Below are 18,119 nucleotides of genomic sequence, written 5' to 3' on the forward strand. Positions count from 1 at the left end.
AAGGCGAATTGAGGCATACATTCACTTTTATAACCACGAACGACCTCAAAGAAAGTTGAAAAAACTGACACCTGTGAAGTACAGGTGCCAGTTCGCTGCATAGGGTGTTATTTAACTGTCCACAAAAATGGGTCTTGACCATAGGCCGCTCGCGGCCAACGGGGCGTTTTCCTTTTTCGTCATAATTCGTCAGTGTCGGAACCTCCGGAGGAAAGCAGTTCCCCCGAATACCGCCATAACCGCCCCGTACGCCGTGCCGAGCGCGAATTTCCACTCGGAACCGGCTGCCTTGCCTTGCGCGGCGGCGATCAGCTGAGGCGCGATCGGGTATGCCAGCGAAATGGCGGCCAGGACGACGAGCGTCCAGCGCGCGGCCGGACTCCGGGAAGCGGACAGCAACAGGAGCAGGCCGGCGGTCAACAACAGCGAGCCGGGGTAAAACAGCAATACGAACCAAGGAATGTCGGAATGATAAATCCATTTCGCGAAAAACCAAGCGGCGCCTAAGGCGACCGACGCGATGCAAACCGCCCGAATGCCGAGCGACGCCGCGCGGGAACGCCGTCCGTCCTCGAGCCCGCGGTACCATCGGAGCGCTCCGTACCCGAAGCACAAGGGGGCCAGGAATAAAATGAAGTCCAACGCGTACTTGTCCGGGTATCCGGTGTTGATCAGGCGCCGCATGACGATCCAGTCGAAATAATGGTGGAGCAATAATAACAAGCCGGCGGCGAAGAAGAGCAGGCCCTCCGGCTGGCGCTGCGTGCGTCTTTCCATCGAAGCATTCCTCCTTTCAGCTTAGCATAATGCAAAATCTCCAAGGAAATATGAACGCCTTGCGAAGCTTTCGCGGAGAAGCGTACAAAAAATCTTAGCCGAATCTTCATGCCGGTTCGTTAAGCTGGAGGTATTCGTTATCGAAGGAGAGAACTTGCATGAGAGGAAACAAACGTTTGTTTCTGATGCTGTTCGTCGCTTGCAGCGCGGCGGGATACGGGTTCGCCGGGTATTTCGGACATTTCCCCGGAGGGTATACGGGGGAAGAGTGGAGGCCGGGCGCCGCCGTCGTCGGGTTCGTCTTCGGCGCCGTCACCGGCGCCGTGGCCGGGCTGCTGCAATGGGCCGCGCTGCGGGGGTTCGGTCGTCCGGGGGGCGGTCGGCTGGTGCTTGCCGTCGCCGGCGCGTTCGCGATTACGCATGCCTTCCTCGACGTGCGTTCGACCGATCTAGAGTCCCTGTTCCTAGGGGTCGGCTTGGCGGGCGGCGCGCTGCTGGGCCTGCTGCATGCGCTGGCGTACGGACGCGGCGCGCGGCGCGCCTTGCGTTGGGTTGTCGGGGGCGGTTTATCCTGGGGTGTCGGACTGTGGGTAAGCGACCGGCTTCTCCACGGACCCGCCAGCGAATTTATGATGAACCATACGTACGACGGTTTGGCCGTAGGACTGTTGAACGGCGCCGTCTTCGCCTTCCTTCACGTACAGGAGCCAACCAAGATCGCGGAAGCCGGATAAGGCTTCGCGCGATCTTCGCATTTTCTGCGAATCCTTTCCATACAACCTTCAAACCGCCGCGGTACGATGCAATACGGAAACTACATAACAGGAGGCAATGAATCATGAAAAAGAGCTTTACACTCGGTCACCTTGGCGCGGCGTTCCTCTGCGGTTCGATTTTCTTCTCAGGCGTCGCCATGGCGCAGAACGCGAACCTCTCGGTATCGATCGAGAAGCTGAAATTCTACGTAGCTGGCGAAAACCGCGCTTCCGCGGACGGCACGTTCAACGGCGCGCCGGAGGCGATGATCTATCAAGGCACGACGTATGTGCCGATTCGCATGGTCAGCCAGCTTCTGGGGCAGCCGGTGCATTGGGACGGCGCGACGAAGAGCGTTTGGCTCGGAGAAACGGAGGTCGCCCTGGTGGACGGAACCGGAAAGAACATCGGGCGCGCGCTGCTTTCGCAAACGGACGGCGGCGTGTTAGTGAAGCTCCAAGCTTCGGGTCTGACCCCGGGTCCGCACGGCTTGCATCTGCACGAGAAGGCGTTCGAGAACAACGACTTTAAGACGGCCGGCGGCCACTACAACCCGGACGGCAAGAAGCACGGCTTGCACAACGACGAAGGACATCACGCGGGCGATTTCGAGAATTTGGTCGCCGCCGCGGACGGGACGGCAAGCAAGACGTTCCTCATGAAGGGGCTTACGTTGGAAAAAGGGGCCGAGCGATCGGTATGGGGCAGATCGTTCATTATTCACGCCGGCCCGGACGATTACAAGTCGGACCCGGCAGGTAACTCCGGCGACCGGATCGCGGGCGGCAACATTCAGTAAAGCAAGCAGGTTCCGGTCGGAGCAGGGAACGGTCGAATCGCGTCGAATACGTTGACCATGCCCCGGACAGACGGGGAGGAAACTTCGATAAGGCGAGGGTACCGGGACCATGAATCATTCGACGACGACCGTGAACGTATTGATCGTGGACGACGAACAAAAAATGACGTCGTTCATTGCTTCCTATTTGGCGAATGAGGGTTACGGCGTCCGGGAAGTCCACTCCGGCGCGGAAGCGTTACGGCTGCTGGAAACCGACGGCAGCATCGACTTGGTGCTGCTCGATTGGATGATGCCGGGCATGAACGGACTGGACGTCTGCCGCCGGCTGCGTACGTTTTCCGACGTGCCGGTGTTGTTCCTTACCGCGAAATCGGAAGAAATCGATAAACTGTTAGGGCTGGAGATCGGCGCGGACGATTTCATTACGAAGCCGTTCTCGATGCGCGAGCTGGAGGCTCGCATCCGCGTCGTGCTTCGCCGCACGGTCAAGCGAAGCGCGCCGCCGGACGTTCCGGAGGAGCCGATGTGGAAGCGGGGGCGGCTGTCGATCGACCTGCCCGGCCATACCGTGTATCTGGACGGCCGGCCCGTCGCGTTGACGCCGACCGAATTCAAAATCTTAGTCACGCTGGCGAAATCTCCCGGACGCGTATTCAGCCGGCTCGATCTGCTCGAGATCGCGTTAGGCGAAGAGTATTCGGGTTACGAGCGGACGATCGATACGCATATTCGCAACTTGCGGAAGAAGCTGGAGCGGGATTTTTCGAGTCCGGAGCTGATCGTCACGGTGCACGGGATCGGATATAAGCTCGGGGATCCTCAATGAGGGCGCAGACGAAGCTCGGATGGATTTTGTTCGGGTACGGAATCGTCGCCTTCGGCATCGGCTACGTCGCGCTCCGCTTCGCCCTTGTCTTGCCCCCGGGCCGATACGCCGTCATGCAGGGACTCGCCGTCGCGACGGTCGCGTGCATCGTCATCGGCGCGTTCGCCTATTTGATCGCCGCGACGTTCACCCGGCGGCTCGCGTCCCTCGCCGAGCAAGCGAACGACGTGAGGCAGCACCCGGCGCTCCATGCCGTGGAGGTCGGGGGCGGCGGGGACGAGGTCGCTGCGATTGCCCGCGTCGTGAACGACCTGAGGGCGAGATTGACCGACGGCGAGGAGGCGCGGAACCAGCTGGTGGCGGACGTCGCGCACGAGCTCCGGACGCCTGTGGCGATCATTCGGGGACATCTAGAGACGATGCTCAAGGGAGCGGAGGAGCTCCGGCCGGAAAATCTGCTTCCGCTGCTCGACGAGGCGAAGCGGGTGTCGAGGCTCATCCAAGACATGCGGGACCTCAATTTGGCGGAGTCGGGCCGGCTGCGCTTGGACCGGGAATGGATCGCCTTCGCTCCGACCTTGGACGAGATCGTGTCGATCCTTGCCCTCGAAGCGGAGGATAAGGACGTGACGATCCGAACCGAGGGGGAGTGGGGCGGCGAGCTGTATTGCGATCCGGCGCGGCTTAAGCAGGTGCTGGTCAATCTGATCGGCAACGCGATCCGGTACGTGCCGGAAGGCGGCAACGTGCTGGTGGCGTACGAAGCGTCGCCCGGCGAGCTGCGGTTTCGCGTGACGGATAACGGTCCCGGCATCGCGCCGGAGCACTTGCCGTATTTGTTTAAGCGATTTTACCGGGTCGAGGCGTCCCGCAACCGGATGTCGGGGGGGACCGGACTCGGACTTGCGATCGCCAAGGAATTTGTCGAAGCGCACGGCGGGTCGATTCGAGCGGAGAGCGCGTTGGGCGAAGGGACGTCGTTTCACGTCGTTCTGCCGCTCTTTCCGCTTCATCCGTAGCTCGCCGGTTCGCCGGCTACGAGAGGATGGGAACGAGGATGGACATCGAACGTCCGATCATCGAGGCGCAAGAAGTATGGAAAATGTACGGCCACGGCGAGGCCGGATTGGAGGCGCTGAAGGGCGCCTCGCTTCGCATCGCCCCCGGGGAGATCGTCTCGATCATGGGACCGTCGGGCTGCGGAAAGACGACGCTGCTCAACTGCTTGTCCGGGCTGGACGACATGACGAGAGGGCGCGTCTTGGTGGAGGGCGCGGACGTCGCCGCGCTACCCTTGAAGCGCCGGGACGCGCTCCGGGCGGGACGAATGGGGTTTATCTTCCAATCGTACAATCTCATTCCCGTGTTGACCGCGGAAGAGAATGTCGAACTGCCGCTGCTGTGCGCAGGCGTACGGCCGAAGGAAGCGCGGGAGAAGGCGCTTCTTGCGTTGTCCCGCGTCGGCTTGCGGGAGCGGGCGCAGCATCGCCCGAAGGAGCTGTCAGGCGGGCAGCAGCAGCGCGTGGCGATCGCGCGGGCGATCGTGAATCAGCCGGCGATCGTCTGGGCGGACGAGCCGACGGGCGCGCTGGACAGCACGACGACCGTCATGGTCATGGACTTGATCGAGCACCTGAACCGCACGGAGCGAATTACGTTCGTGATCGTAACGCATAACCCCGACGTCGCCGCTTATGCGGATCGGACGTTGTATATGGACAGCGGGTCGATCGTGGACGAACGCGGACCCGCCTCGAAGCGTCGGGCGGAAGGCGCGGCGGGAGGTTGGAGGCCATGATGCTCGCCGGGGCCGCGGCCTTCGCAGGCGGCCTGCTGTTGTACCTCGCGCACCGCTTCGCTCGATACCCCCATCTCCGCCGGATGGCGTGGCGCAACGTGCGGGCGCAAGGGCGTTCCGCGATCCTCACCGCGCTCGGGCTCGCCGTCAGCACGGCGCTCATCTCGATGACGCTGATCTCGAACGCGTCGCTGAACCATAGCGCGGAAGCGTCGATCGAGCGCCACTTCGGGCCGATCGCGTACGATGCACCGTCGACGAATCAGCCGGGCCTTGCAGGCCCGCATTTCGAAGCGGCCGACATCGACCGCCTCGGGTCGGGCGAGACGACCGGCATGCTGCCGATCGTCTCGCTCGTCTCCTCGGCGCAGCGGCGCAACGAACGGCAGGAGCCCTCGGTCGTCGCACCGAACCTGTACGTCGTCGGCGCCGACCGGGACGCGGTCTCGCGGTTCGATCCGGCGCTCGCGCCGTCGTTCGCCGAGGCGCCGGCAGCCGGCGAGGCGCTGTTGTCGGAGAGCGCCGCGAGGGCGCTGGGCGCAAGGGCGGGCGATACGGTATATCTCTTGGACGTCGACAATCGGGCGCACCCGTTCCTGGTCCTTCGGGTGCTCGACGAGCGGGGGCTCGTCGGATACCGGGGCCTCACGCATGCGGCCGCCACGGTCCTCGTAGGGCTTGGCGACGCACGCCTCCTGGCGGGAATGCCGGCGGGAGCCTATACGAACGTGTTGCTGACGGGCACGGCTCCCGCGGGGTGGAAAGCGTTCCCCGTGCGGGAGGAAGCCGAGCGCATGTTCCAGGAGGCGACGCAGTTTCTGTCCGCCATCTTCGGGGTGACGAGCGTCAACGCGGTGCTGATCGGCATCGTCTTGATCACGAATATTTTTAAAATGCTGGCCGAGGAACGGCGGCAGGAGATGGGCATCCTGCGCGCCGTCGGACTCGGCAGGAAAGAGCTCCGGATTTTGCTTCGAACGGAGGGGTTGTTGTACGGCTTCTTCGCGAGTACGCTCGGCGTTGCACTCGGCGCGGGACTTGCGTTCTTCTTGACGGAGACGGTCGGGCGCCTGTTGCTCGATACGTTCACGGAAGAAGCGGCGCTTACGGCCTTCCGTTTTTATCCGGACCCCGGCGCGCTCATGGCGGGCTTCTCCGCCGGCTTGCTCATCGTCTTCGCATGCGTATGGACGATTTCGCGCAAGGCGACGAAGTTCAGCATCGTCGAGGCGCTTCAAGCGCCGAAGTCGGGCGAACGAAGCCGGGGGCGGCGCTCGCTGACCGGCATTTGGGCGCTCGTTCTGTCCGGGGCGCTTGCCGCCGCGCTGATCGTCGTCACCGCGGTGCCGGACTTTCGCAAGGAGCTGGTTACCGAGGATCGGATGGGACCTGTGCTGCTCGGGACGCTGCTGTCGGTTCCGTTGTTCTCGCTCGTCTTCATTCAGGCCTTCGGGTACGTAAGCGAGGGCATCATTCGCGCGGTACGACGCTTCCCGTCGCTGACCCTCACGGTGCGGCTCGCCGTCCGAAATATGATCGACGGCCGGGTCCGAACCGGATTGCTGTTGTTCATGTTCGCCGCCGTCTCTTGCTTCGTCAGCTTCCCGCTCGTCTATAACGAGGCGATCGACGTCATGATGAAGCGCCAAGACCCGAGGGCGGCTGTCGGCGGGTACGACGTGCTGGCGAGGGACGCCCGCGCGCTGAAAACCGAAGATGTGCACAGCGGGTTGGCCGACGCGGGCTTGCCGCTCGGCGAAGGCGGGTACGAGGTCGCCGTCGTGCAGCAATTGCTATGGAAAACGGCGACGGCGCAGTGGGGCGAATTTTCCTTTAAAATCAACGGCATCGATGCGTCGTACGCGGAGACGACGTCCGTCGCCTTGTGGAGCCGGGACGAGCGGTTCGCGGACGATCTGGCGGCTTGGCGCGCGCTGGCGGAAGACGTCGACGCGGTCATCGTATCGGACGATGCGTTGGCGCACTCGAGCGGCGGGCCGTACCGGGTGGGCGACGACTACCCGATCCGCGTCGGGGAGAAGTCGGTCACGAAGAGGATCATCGGCATCGCCCGCACGTCGGGCTTCCATCCGGAATCGTTCGGCATCTGGCTGCGCCGCGACGCGCTGGCGGCCCTGGCGAAGAGCGACGCCGACCTGCACGCGACCGTGTTCGTGAAGCTGCCGAAGGACGATGCGGCCGCTTTGCGCGAAGTCGCCGACGCGCTGTCGCTGCAGAGCGTCGCTCCCGTCGTGCACGTCGCGAACTCGGAAAACGGGTACTACTTGACCGGCAAACAATTGATCGGCCTCTTCCAAGTCTTCAACCAATTCGCCTTACTCGTCGGCCTGACCGGCTTGCTGGTCGTCATGTTTCGGCTCGTACGACAGCGCAGGCAGCAGCTGGGCATGCTTCGCGCCGTCGGTGTCTCGACCGGGAAGCTGTACGGGATCGTGCTGCTGGAAGGAGCCTTCATCGGGGGCTTCGGCATTCTGCTGGGGTACTCGGTCGGGACGTATATGAGCTTTATCGTCTTCGACGCGTTGATGTCGGCCGACCTGGGCGGGCGCATCCCGCTGCCTTGGGGGCAGCTGGCCTTGCATTTCGCGGGGACGCTCGCCGTCGCGGCCGCCCTCGCTTGCCTTCCGGCGCGCCAAGCGCTTCGCGTGCCGCCGAGCGAGGCGACGAGGTACGCAGGATAATATCTCTTTACAATATGACCATCCGCAACCCCCGACCGTCGGTCACAGCCGGCGATCGGGGGTTTTGTCGCGCGACGAAGGAACTATTCATTTTCCATGAATCGCTAAAAAAAGATTGAGTTCGACATATTTTCCCATTATGATAGAACTATTGATAGAAAATACCATATTTCAAGCATCAAAGGCAAAATCGTCCGAAAGGCGATGACGCAAAGCCATGGGTCTTCCGTCGCGGGTTTACGCCGCGGCCTGACTGCCAGGTTGCTCTTGGAATCGACATGAACTCCCGGGCCCTGCTATGGCTTCGGGAGTTTTTTCATTTTCAGGAAAAAAGGAGAGAGTTGATGATGCAAATGGAGAAGAACGCTACGAAAAAGAGACGGACGGCAGCGCTGCGGAGGAGCGGCATCGCGCTGCTCGTCGCCGCGATGGCGGCGGCGTGCGCGCCGCTGCCGGCGACCGCCGCTTCGTATGTCATGGACGCGGACAGTTCCGGATTCGTGCTGCCGGCAAGATCGGCGGTGAGCGGCAATAAAGCGGTATGGATCGAAAACAACCATGTGCATTACATCGATCTTGCAACCATGCAAAAGCGCCAACTGACGACGGTGGCTTCTCCGAAGGACACGATTTCGATCGGCGGGGAGCTCGTCGTCTGGGAGGACAAGCGCGGTATCGACGCGTCCGCCATGCCTACGGCCAGGCATATCGTCGTGTACGATCTTGCAACCGGGGAGGAGCATGTCGCGACGTCGGCGCCCGGGCAGCACGTCAACCCGTCGACGGACGGCCGGGTCGTCGTCTGGTACGACCGGGATACGCGGGGCGACATGTATATTTACGATCCGGCGTTAGGGACGACCGAGCCGCTCGGGCAAGGGCGGTATCCGATCGTGTCGGACGGCGTCGTCGCGTTCCGGCAATCGGATAACAGCGGATTGAGCATGATCGATCTGGCGACCGGCACGGAGACGTCGTTGTACGAGACGGAAGGCGGGGAATTCATCGAAGGCTTCGCTTTCCAAGGGAGCACGCTCCTTTGGAAAATTCGCAGCTTCGAGGGTTTGACGCATTATATGTCGCTAAAGCTCGACGCTTCGGAGGCGGCTCCGGTCCAGTTGACCGAACCGTCGAAGAAGGAACGCGAATTCGCGATTATGGCGGTCGGGGACGGCTACGTCTCGTGGGTGGAAGACGTCGGAGGCGTCGCGCAAATTATGGCGGCGGACTTGGCGACGCAAGAGACGTTCCAGGTGACGAACAGCAGGGTGGATCAGACGTTCCTAGCGATGGAGGGCGACCGCTTCGTGACGAAGGCGGAGGACGGCACCTTAACGCGCTCCACCGCGACGCCGGACGCGGGCGCGGGCGCCGGCACGGACGCGGAGGCGGCGTCGGAGGTTTCGACCCGATCGATCGTGGGTGCGGTTGGCCCGGAAGGCGGCGACGTCGTCGCGTCGAACGGCGCCTTCCGGCTGCGCGTTCCCGAGGGAGCCGTAGAAGCGCAGACGCAAATTACGGTACGCTGGACGGACGTCGAAGGCGACGAGGAGAGTGGCGAGTACGAGCGGAAGAGCCCGACGTGGTCCGTCTCCTCGACCCGGCCGCTCGCGAAGCCGGCAGCTCTGACGTTGACGTATGCGGGCGACGGCATGACGAAGCTCGAGCACGAGAAGACGAACGCGTTCTTGCGCGAAGCCGACGGAACGTGGACGTACCTCGGCGGGAAGACGGACGCCGCCGCTGCCGCCGTCGAACTGGAGTGGACGCGGCAAACGGGAGACGTCGCGGTCGTCCAGCGCAATGCGACGTTCCGCGACATCCGCGCCCACTGGGGGAAGGACGCGATCGAGGTGTTGGCCGCGAAGAACGTCGTGGCGGGCTTCGAAGACGGTACATACCGGCCCGATGCGCCCGTGACGCGGGCGCAGTTCGTGAAGCTGCTCGTCGGGGCGCTCGGATGGGAAGCATCCGCCCCGACCGCGGCAGCCTTCGCCGACGTCGGCAAGACGCATTGGGCGTACGACGTCGTGCATGCGGCGGCGCAGGCGGGCTGGGTGAAAGGCGACGGCGATGTGTTCCGGCCGGATGAGCCGGTGACGCGCGAACAGATGAGCGTCATGCTGGTCCGCGCGATCGGCTCGAACGCGGCCGCCGCGGGCGCGGCCGAGCTGTCGAGGTTCGCGGACGAAGCGTCGATCAGCGCCTGGGCGCAGGCGGACGTCGCCGCGGCCGTACGGCTCGGGCTGCTGGCAGGCAGCGACGGTAAATTTCTGCCGCAGAAGACGACGACGCGGGCGGAGGCGGCGACGGTGCTGTACCGCGCGTTGCCGCTGTTGTCGGACGAGTAGAGGAGGATGAACATGAACGCGTTCAGAGCTTGGTTCCGCCGCAAGAAAACGTCGATCCTCGCCGCAAGCCTCGCGGTATTCGTCGCCGTCAGCGGCATTCCGATCTATCCGGGCGATGCGCCGAAGGCGAAGGCGGCCACCTCGGTCGACGTGAGCCCGTCCGAAATCATGGCGGTGTACGGGCAGCCGCTCGATATCATTTTCAGCTATGACGATCCCGGGGAAGGCCAGACGAGCCACCCGACGGATATCTCGATTTGCGGACGGCAGACGCTCGTGTCGGGGGCCGATTATGCCGTAGAACAGAAGCACACTTATCGCTGGGACGGCAAGCTGAACGGTTCGCCGGCGCTTGACGGCTCCTACGAAGCATGCGTGACGCCGACGGATTTCGCGCAGTTTGCCGGATCCGATACGTTCACCGTGCGAAACCCGGCGCCGCCGCAGCCGATCGAGGTCGCGATCGTGCCCGACGAGACGCTTCAGAGCGAACGGCATGTGATCCGCGGTTTGGCGGAGCTCGGCACCGTAGTGACGCTCGAGATGTGGGTGACGGTGCAGGAGGGCAATGACCGCAAGGTTCAGAAGACGGACGACATTACGACGATTGCGGAACAAGTCCCCGTCGCGAAGCAGCGGACGTGGTCCTCCGGCGTGTCGGTGAACAACTATTTTCCGGAATTTCCGGAAGGGAGCGATCCCGAGGACTATGTAGGAGAATGGGAAGTAGAAATCGAACTGCCGCTGTACCAAATCGCGCATATTACCGCGAAAGCGACTCGCACGCTCGACGGCAAGACGTCGGGGTATTCCGAGTACATCAAGGTACTGAAATATAAGGCGGTCTCGAACGATGCGAACTGGGCTCACGTCGCCGCGCTGTACTACGACGACACGTCCAAGGCGGGCATCGCGGAAAACGTTAAAAAAATAGCTGAATTCAACAAGCGACCGCTGAAGTATTGCCTCGACGGCCAAATTTGTATGGGATGGTTCGCGAAAGATCAAGTGGCGCTCATCCCCGCCCCTTCCTCCGCAGGCACCATCGAAAATACGGACATTTTGCGTATCGAAGAGGAATATGCGAACAAGGAAGGTCATTCGATTCCCGAAGACTTCGACCCGGTCAATCTGGCGACGGGAGACTTCGTGTTCGCCCATACGAACCTCTCCCTGTCCGGTATCGTACCGCTGGACTTTAAAGTCACGTATCACAGCCGGGATAAATACGACGGCATCCTCGGCGTCGGTTGGCATCATTCCTTGGATTGGTATTTGTACCCTCGGGGGAACGACCAAGTGTTGGTCACGCCGACCGGGGCGAGCCTGATTTACGAGGAAGCCGGCGACGGACAGTTCCATACGCCTCCGGGCGTGTTCGATACGCTGACGCGGGATGCGGACGGCCTGTTCACGCTGACGCGGAAAGACCGGTCCCAGATGGTATTCCGGGAGGACGGGATGCTGTACCGAACGATCGATCCGAACGGCAACGAGGCCGCCTTCCATTATGTCGGCTCGGTGCTCGACCGGGTGGAGGCGCCGGGCGCATCGTTGCAGTTCACCTACGGCGCGAACGGCAAGCTCGTCCGGCTGGAGGACCAATCCGGCCGCGCGGTGCAATACGAATACGACGTCATTCGCAACGACCTGACCGGCATCGTGCTCCCGGACGGCGCGAAGATCGGATTCGGCTATGACGCGCGCCATAACCTGACCGAGATGACGAACCCGGAGGGGACGGCGACGCTCGTCAACGTATACGACGACGAAGACCGGGTCGTGCGCCAGAAAGACCTCGGCGGCGAATGGGGCGACATCGTCTATGATCCAGAAGAGATGAAGACCGTCACGATCGATGCGCTCGGCCGCGAAACGACGTTCGAGTTCGACGAGCGCCAGCGGCGTACGGCGATTCATCATGCGGACGGCACGTCGGAGCGGTTCGCGTACGACGCGGACGACAACATGACGTCGTATATCGACCGCAACGGCGAGACGTGGACGTTCGTGTACGACGAGTCGGGCAACCTGCTGCAGCAAGTCGATCCGCTCGGGTTCACGACGACGATCCTGTACAACGACTTCAATAAGCCGACCGAAATCGTCGACGCATTGGGGAACAAGACGGTGTTCGGGTACGACGGCAAGGGGAACCTGACGTCGGTCGCCGACGCCCTGGGTCATGTCTCGACGGTGGAGTACGACGCCCGCGGCGTCCCCACGGCGACGGTGAATGCGGAAGGCGAACGAACGCAGCTGGAAAATGACGCCGACGGCTTCGTACGATTCATCACCGATCCGGAAGGGTACACGCAGGAGCTCGTGCGCGACCCGCTGCATCGCGTCACGGCCGTCGTCGACGCGCTCGGCCGGCGGACCGAGATCGCGTACGACGCCCGCGACCGAATCAAGGAGCAGCTGAACGCGCTCGGGTATAAGAACGTATTCGATTACGACAAGAACAGCAACCTGGAAACCGTCCTGAACCGCTCGAACGCATCCTATTCGTACACGTATGACACGTACGATCGGCTGTCGTCCGTCACCGATCCGAACGGGAACGTCACTTCGTTTGAATACGACGCCGTCGGCAACCGGACGAAGATCGTCGAGCCGAACGGCGCCGCGACGGAGTTCGCGTATGACGCCGCAGACCGCATCGACTGGGTGCGCGACGCGGAAGGGAACGTCACCGATTACGAATACGACGGCAACGGCAACGTCACCGCCGTCGTGGATCCGCGCCTCGGACGGACCGAGGTCGTTTACGACGCGCGGAACTTGCCGGTGAAGGTAACCGATCCGGAAGGCGGCGTCACCGAGTATGGGTACGACGCGCTCGGTCGATTGTCGACGGAGAAAGATCATTACGGCTCCGTTACTTCTTACCATTACGACGCCGTCGGCCGGTTAGCCCAGGTGATCGATGCCTTGGGTCAAGCGACCGAATACGGCTATGATAAGGCGGGACGGCTCACGAGCGTGAAGCGGCCGAACGGCGCCGTCTGGTCGATGGAATACGACGACCGAGGGCTGCTCGTCGCGACGGTCGACCCGCTCGGGAACCGCGCGGCGATGGAACGCGACGAGCTCGGCCGCGTCCGGGTGTCGCGGGATGAGGCGGGAGAGCCGACGACGTACGGCTACGACGAGCTGAACCGCGTCACGACGATCGTCGACGCGCTCGGCGCCGTCACGACCTTCGGCTATGACGAACTGGATCGCATCACCAGCGTCGTCGACGCGAAGGGGCAGACGACGACCTACGACTACGACGCGCTCGGGCGGCTGACGTCCGTGACGAACGCCAAGGGCGATACGACGTCGTATACGTACGACGCCGTCGGCAATCTGAAGACGAAGACCGACGCCGAAGGACGGGTAACCGTCTATGAGTACGACCTGCTCAGCCGACTGAAGTCGCAGATCGACCCGCTGGGCAAGGTAACGGCGCTGCTGTACGACGGGATGGGCAACGTCACGTCGGTACAGCATCCGGACGCGAAGAGCACCGGGTACAGCTATGACTTGGCGAACCGGCTGACCGGCATTCTGTACCACGACGGCAAGACGGTATCCTACACGTACGACAAGCTCGGCCGCCGCACGTCGATGATCGACGACACGGGCACGACGACGTATGCGTACGATGCGTTGTCGCGCTTGACCAGCGTGACGGACGGGCGCGGACAGACGATTCAGTATGCATGGACGCCGAACGGGCAGCGCGCGAGCATGACGTATCCGGACGGCGGCGTAGTGACGTACGATGTCGACCTGCTCGACCGGATCGTCGGCGTCACCGACGCCGAAGGTCGGCGCACGGCGTATCAATACGACGAACGCGGCCTGCTGACGACGAAGTCGCTGCCGACGGGCGCCGTCAGCACGTACAGCTACGATGCGCTCGGCCAGCTGCTCGAGCTCACGCATAGAAACCAGTACGGACAAGCCGTAGAGCAGTTGATCTATGCATACGACCCGGTCGGCAACCGGACGAAGATGGAGCGCGTCGAAGGCGGCGACGACGAGGACGATGCGGAGGGCAGCCGCATCGTCTCCGAGTATGCGTACGACGCGTTGAACCAGCTCGTCACGGTGAACAAGTACAACGCCGGCGACATGGGATCGCTGATCACGACGAGCTATGCATACGACAAAGTCGGCAACCGCCTGACGAAGACGACGTCCTGGGGCGACCTGATCGATCTGGAACAGTATACGTACAATGCCGTGGATCAGCTCACGCATTGGCAGAACGGGCTGGACTACAAAGATTACACGTACGATCTTCGCGGCAATCTGTTGTCCGTCATCGGGCTGACGGGGCAAGTCGATCCGTCGGAAGCGTTGAGCGTCGCCATGGCGGTGTACGGCGGCTCGGAGGACACGACCGTCACGCCTGACGTGTACGAGGTCGAAAACGTTTCGGATCCGCTGGCCTTCCTCGCTTCGATCGAGCCCGAGGCGCCGGAGGTTCTCGAGGAGTACACCTGGAACAGCGCGAACCGACTGGCGGTGCATGTCAACCACAAGGGGGACAAGACGCGTTATTCCTACGACGGCGACGGCAATCGAGTGTCTATGATCCTAGATTACAAGCACGGTTCCAACGGTAACGGGAATGGAAACGGCAATGGCAACGGGAACGGCAACGGCAACGGCAATGGCAACGGCAATGGCAACGGCAACGGCGGCGGCAAGAGCGCCAAGTGCGACCACGTCGTACCTCCGGGCTTCGTGCCGCCGGGCCTTGCCAAGAAATGCGACCCGGTCGAAGGCGAATACCCGACGGAGCATCCGTTCGGTCCGCGCGACGGCTGGGAGATGCAGTTCAAGAAGAAGCACTGGGAGTTCCACTATACGAACGACGTAAGCATGGCGCTGCCGGAGCCGATTCAGGTAGCGGAAGCCGACGAGACGAAGTGGAAGGAGACGTTCGTTTACGGCGCAGGCGGCGACCGCGTGTCGTACACGTACCTCCCGGCGTACGACGCGAACAACGGCTGGGAGCCGACGCCGGGCGACGGCGGCGCCGAACCGGGCGTTACGCCGAAGACGCTGTGGTACCTGACCGATGCGCTCGGCAGCACGCTCGGCATGCTCGAGCAGGACGGCCGCATGTCGTCGCGCTACCACTACGACGAGTTCGGCATCCCGCTCGACGCGAAGAAATTCGACCCGAACTGGCCGGGGCCGGATAACCTTTTCGGCTACACCGGTTTGGGGTATGATTTCGCCAGCGGCCTCACGTACGCGCGCGCTCGTTACTATCAGCCGGAGATCGGCCGGTTTATTAGTGAGGATACGTATAAGGGGGATATTACGAATCCACTGACGCTGAATCTTTATACGTATACATGGAACAACCCATTAAAGTATACTGACCCTAGTGGAAATTCTCCTGCTTTTTGTCTGGTTCCGGTTGTCGGACAGGCGACTTGTGCGGCTGTGGCAAAAGGAGTTGTCGAAGGCGCACTATTCTTGGCAGCTGCAGCAGGTGCTATTGCATTAGATAGGTCAATGGCACGAGAAAAAAGTAAGGAAAAAGCAATTGATATTCCAATTGTTAGGGCAGAAGAGTTAACAAGGAGTAAAGATAAAAATATAGTTTATCGGGCTATAACACCAGAGGATTTAAAAAATTTACGTGAAGGTAAGGGGTTAATTGCCAAAAATCCATTCGGGCGGTGGACGTTGGAAGAACATATCTTACAGACTGGTTTTGATGGAAGTTCACCTTATGGCAACGACCCGTATATTTCAACGACTAAAGACTTAAATATTGCGAGGACGAGATTTAATACAGGGAGTGGAATTATTGCCATTGATTTAAACAAAGTAAAATCAAAACATTATTTTGCGGCCGATAAACTAAGACATACAAAGTCAGATGACCCTTATGAAATTACTGCTTATGGGATTGCATTATATGATCAAGAGGTCACGATTGAGTACTATGTAAATATGGATGCAATTGTGGGGTTCGTACAATGAACAAAGAATTAACAGAACTCGAGAAACGATTACAACTAATTATGCCCAAAATTCTTGTACCAGTAAGGACTGAAAAAAAATACGACCAGACAACTTTTCGGGAAATGTTGGACATATTGCTAGAGGTAAGAGATAGAACAAAGGATGATTCGTTAATAAATAAAAAAGTTGTCTATCATATGCTCTACATGGTTAAATTCATTAGACAGCAAGCGAAATACGCTCAACATCCTGAATCTTTATACCTTGCTGCGGACGAGATTGAGAATGTGGTTTTGGAAATGTGCAACTATAGATAAAGCGTTATACGAAATTTTCAGTAAAAACCACGACTTAACCACAAATGCTGACTTCAGCGTTGTGGTTTTTCTTTTTATCTTAGAATGCCCCCACCCAGTACCGAATGAATCGGATGGCTAAGTCAAATGTTTTAAATCCTTCGTTCCAGACGGCATAAAGTAGCACCGCCCGAAAAGTACAAGGCTGACGCCGGGCGACGGCGGCGCCGAACCGGGCGTCACGCCGAAGACGCTGTGGTACCTGGCCGACGCGCTCGGCAGCACGCTCGGCATGCTCGAGCAGGACGGCCGCATGTCGTCGCGCTACCATTACGACGAGTTCGGCATCCCGCTCGACGCGAAGAAATTCGACCCGAACTGGCCGGGGCCGGATAACCTTTTCGGCTACACGGGTTTGGGGTATGATTTCGCCAGCGGCCTGACGTATGCGCGCGCTCGTTACTATCAGCCGGAGATCGGCCGGTTTGTTAGTGAGGATTCGTATAAGGGGGATCTGTGGGAGCCGCAAAGTCATAATCAATACGTTTATGTAGAGAATAACCCAGTAGGATATGTTGATCTTACGGGTAATAGAAAAATGGTTGTGTACGATAAAGTAAAGAAGGAATATTCGTATTTTTATTCGCCTGGACTCCTTGATGGTGTTGAAAAAGTTGTAGGTTATGTGCCCTTCTCCTCTTTGGTCCAGGAAGGTGCAAGAATGTTAAGTAATCATTATCGTGATAAGGCTTATCTAGAATTTGATTCCTCGGCAGAGCTACTTGCAGATGTTTCGCAAAATACCGCTTTAGATCTATTGGACATTATCGGAATGATAGGGAGCGATAAGGTGACTTCATCTGTTGGGAATGTGGCTAACTATATTTCGTTATTTCAACAGACTGGAGAATTACTTGAGGTGGTATTTCGAGATGATACCGATAAATTAGTTATGGATCTGATTTCGCCCGGACTAATGGTTTCGAATCGGAAGAATCAAATTGAGATTAGACATCAATTCGCCGCCTATATGATTAATGACATGATTAACTCGGGTAATCTAGTTTAATTTATGAAGCAGACAGGGGCTTACGAAAAGGAAGGTTATTATTAACACTTTATTCGGGAGGAGTTGTTAAATGGATAATACTATTGAGTATATTGTAGCATTTATTATAGTTAATGCATTTGCTGTACTTAAAACAAAGGGCTTCAGCAACTATGGTACGAGGCACTTAATTATTGTGTTGGTCCTTATTAATCTATCTCTTATATTAGGAATAGCTTTACTTTCGCTTGGTATCATTAACAACTTCACTAACTTTTGGGAAGTGATGGCTGTAATTACTGTAATACCGTTTCTAATTGTAACGCTATACTTCTCAAAAAAAGATAAGTAAGAACCGGATCGCGAATCCGTCCGGGAAGCTCGACGACGGGAGCCGAGGCGACGGTCATGCTTAAGCGGATGCTGGTGCATCTGGAATTTATCGACCGAACTTGACGTTGGGCGACCTATAGATGTTCGAAAACAACTCCGATCATCAGGGCTTTTTTTCCAATGGTACGGGGTTATTATTACGAAGTGTCAACGCCGGAATTAATTTGACCCACTAGCGCCGGAATAATTTTGACCCACCCGTGCGCCTGGCGTCGAATAGATCCCGGTCTTTAGTTTTTCCTTGAGTCGGTAACTGTTCCCACGGATATTCACGACGTGGGAGTGATGGAGTAAGCGGTCGAGAATAGCTGTTGCCAGAACGGGATCCCCCATGAGTTCGCCCCACTCGCCAAAGCTCTTGTTGCTGGTCAGAATCATGCTGCCTTTC

12 protein-coding genes and 1 riboswitch are annotated in these 18,119 nt (G+C 59.6%); of the genes, 10 read left to right on the forward strand and 2 right to left on the reverse strand.

The features are described 5' to 3' along the window. Positions 1-7: 7 nt before the first annotated feature. A complete protein-coding gene (locus VEZ38_RS06595; RefSeq protein ID WP_324892563.1) occupies positions 8-103 on the forward strand; it encodes an IS3 family transposase in 96 nt (31 codons plus the stop codon). A gap of 86 nt (positions 104-189) precedes the next feature. Here VEZ38_RS06595 and VEZ38_RS06600 read toward each other — a convergent pair whose 3' ends face one another. After that, positions 190-777 carry a hypothetical protein gene (locus VEZ38_RS06600; RefSeq protein ID WP_324892552.1) on the reverse strand — a complete coding sequence of 196 codons (588 nt, stop codon included), beginning with the start codon at positions 775-777 and terminating at the stop codon, positions 190-192. Positions 778-935: 158 nt separating this feature from the next. Here VEZ38_RS06600 and VEZ38_RS06605 point away from each other — a divergent pair, with 158 nt between their 5' ends. The 9 genes from VEZ38_RS06605 to VEZ38_RS06645 all read left to right on the forward strand — a co-directional run bounded on the left by VEZ38_RS06605 (position 936) and on the right by VEZ38_RS06645 (position 17,359). Further along, the gene (locus tag VEZ38_RS06605) at positions 936-1,511 is read left to right on the forward strand and encodes a hypothetical protein (protein WP_324892553.1); all 576 of its coding nucleotides are present in this window, start codon (positions 936-938) and stop codon (positions 1,509-1,511) included. 104 nt (positions 1,512-1,615) lie between these two features. Continuing rightward, positions 1,616-2,332: a superoxide dismutase family protein gene (locus tag VEZ38_RS06610; protein ID WP_324892554.1), complete on the forward strand. Its 717-nt coding sequence runs from the start codon at positions 1,616-1,618 to the stop codon at positions 2,330-2,332. A gap of 109 nt (positions 2,333-2,441) precedes the next feature. Then, positions 2,442-3,161 (forward strand): response regulator transcription factor, encoded by a 720-nt coding sequence (locus VEZ38_RS06615; RefSeq protein ID WP_324892555.1) that lies wholly within the window; start codon positions 2,442-2,444, stop codon positions 3,159-3,161. Next, positions 3,158-4,180, forward strand: coding sequence for a sensor histidine kinase (locus VEZ38_RS06620; protein ID WP_324892556.1), 1,023 nt, complete (start codon positions 3,158-3,160; stop codon positions 4,178-4,180). The genes VEZ38_RS06615 and VEZ38_RS06620 overlap by 4 nt, the downstream gene beginning before the upstream one ends. 38 nt (positions 4,181-4,218) lie before the next feature. Then, on the forward strand, positions 4,219-4,959 hold the full coding sequence (locus VEZ38_RS06625) for an ABC transporter ATP-binding protein (RefSeq protein WP_324892557.1): 741 nt from the start codon (positions 4,219-4,221) through the stop codon (positions 4,957-4,959). After that, positions 4,956-7,661: an ABC transporter permease gene (locus VEZ38_RS06630; RefSeq protein WP_324892558.1), complete on the forward strand. Its 2,706-nt coding sequence runs from the start codon at positions 4,956-4,958 to the stop codon at positions 7,659-7,661. Before VEZ38_RS06625 ends, VEZ38_RS06630 begins: the two co-directional genes overlap by 4 nt. 173 nt (positions 7,662-7,834) lie before the next feature. Next, a riboswitch (cyclic di-GMP riboswitch) is annotated at positions 7,835-7,930 on the forward strand. Positions 7,931-8,005: 75 nt separating this feature from the next. After that, positions 8,006-10,012, forward strand: coding sequence for an S-layer homology domain-containing protein (locus tag VEZ38_RS06635; RefSeq protein WP_324892559.1), 2,007 nt, complete (start codon positions 8,006-8,008; stop codon positions 10,010-10,012). A 12-nt stretch (positions 10,013-10,024) separates the two neighbouring features. Beyond that, positions 10,025-16,012: a DUF6531 domain-containing protein gene (locus VEZ38_RS06640; protein WP_324892560.1), complete on the forward strand. Its 5,988-nt coding sequence runs from the start codon at positions 10,025-10,027 to the stop codon at positions 16,010-16,012. A 570-nt stretch (positions 16,013-16,582) separates the two neighbouring features. Further along, a complete protein-coding gene (locus VEZ38_RS06645) occupies positions 16,583-17,359 on the forward strand; it encodes an RHS repeat-associated core domain-containing protein (RefSeq protein ID WP_324892561.1) in 777 nt (258 codons plus the stop codon). A 531-nt stretch (positions 17,360-17,890) separates the two neighbouring features. Here VEZ38_RS06645 and VEZ38_RS06650 read toward each other — a convergent pair. Continuing rightward, a partial coding sequence (locus VEZ38_RS06650) for an ATP-binding protein (RefSeq protein WP_324892562.1) occupies positions 17,891-18,119 on the reverse strand: 229 nt, incomplete at its 5' end.

Source organism: Paenibacillus sp., from assembly GCF_035645235.1.
Taxonomy (GTDB): domain Bacteria; phylum Bacillota; class Bacilli; order Paenibacillales; family YIM-B00363; genus Paenibacillus_AE.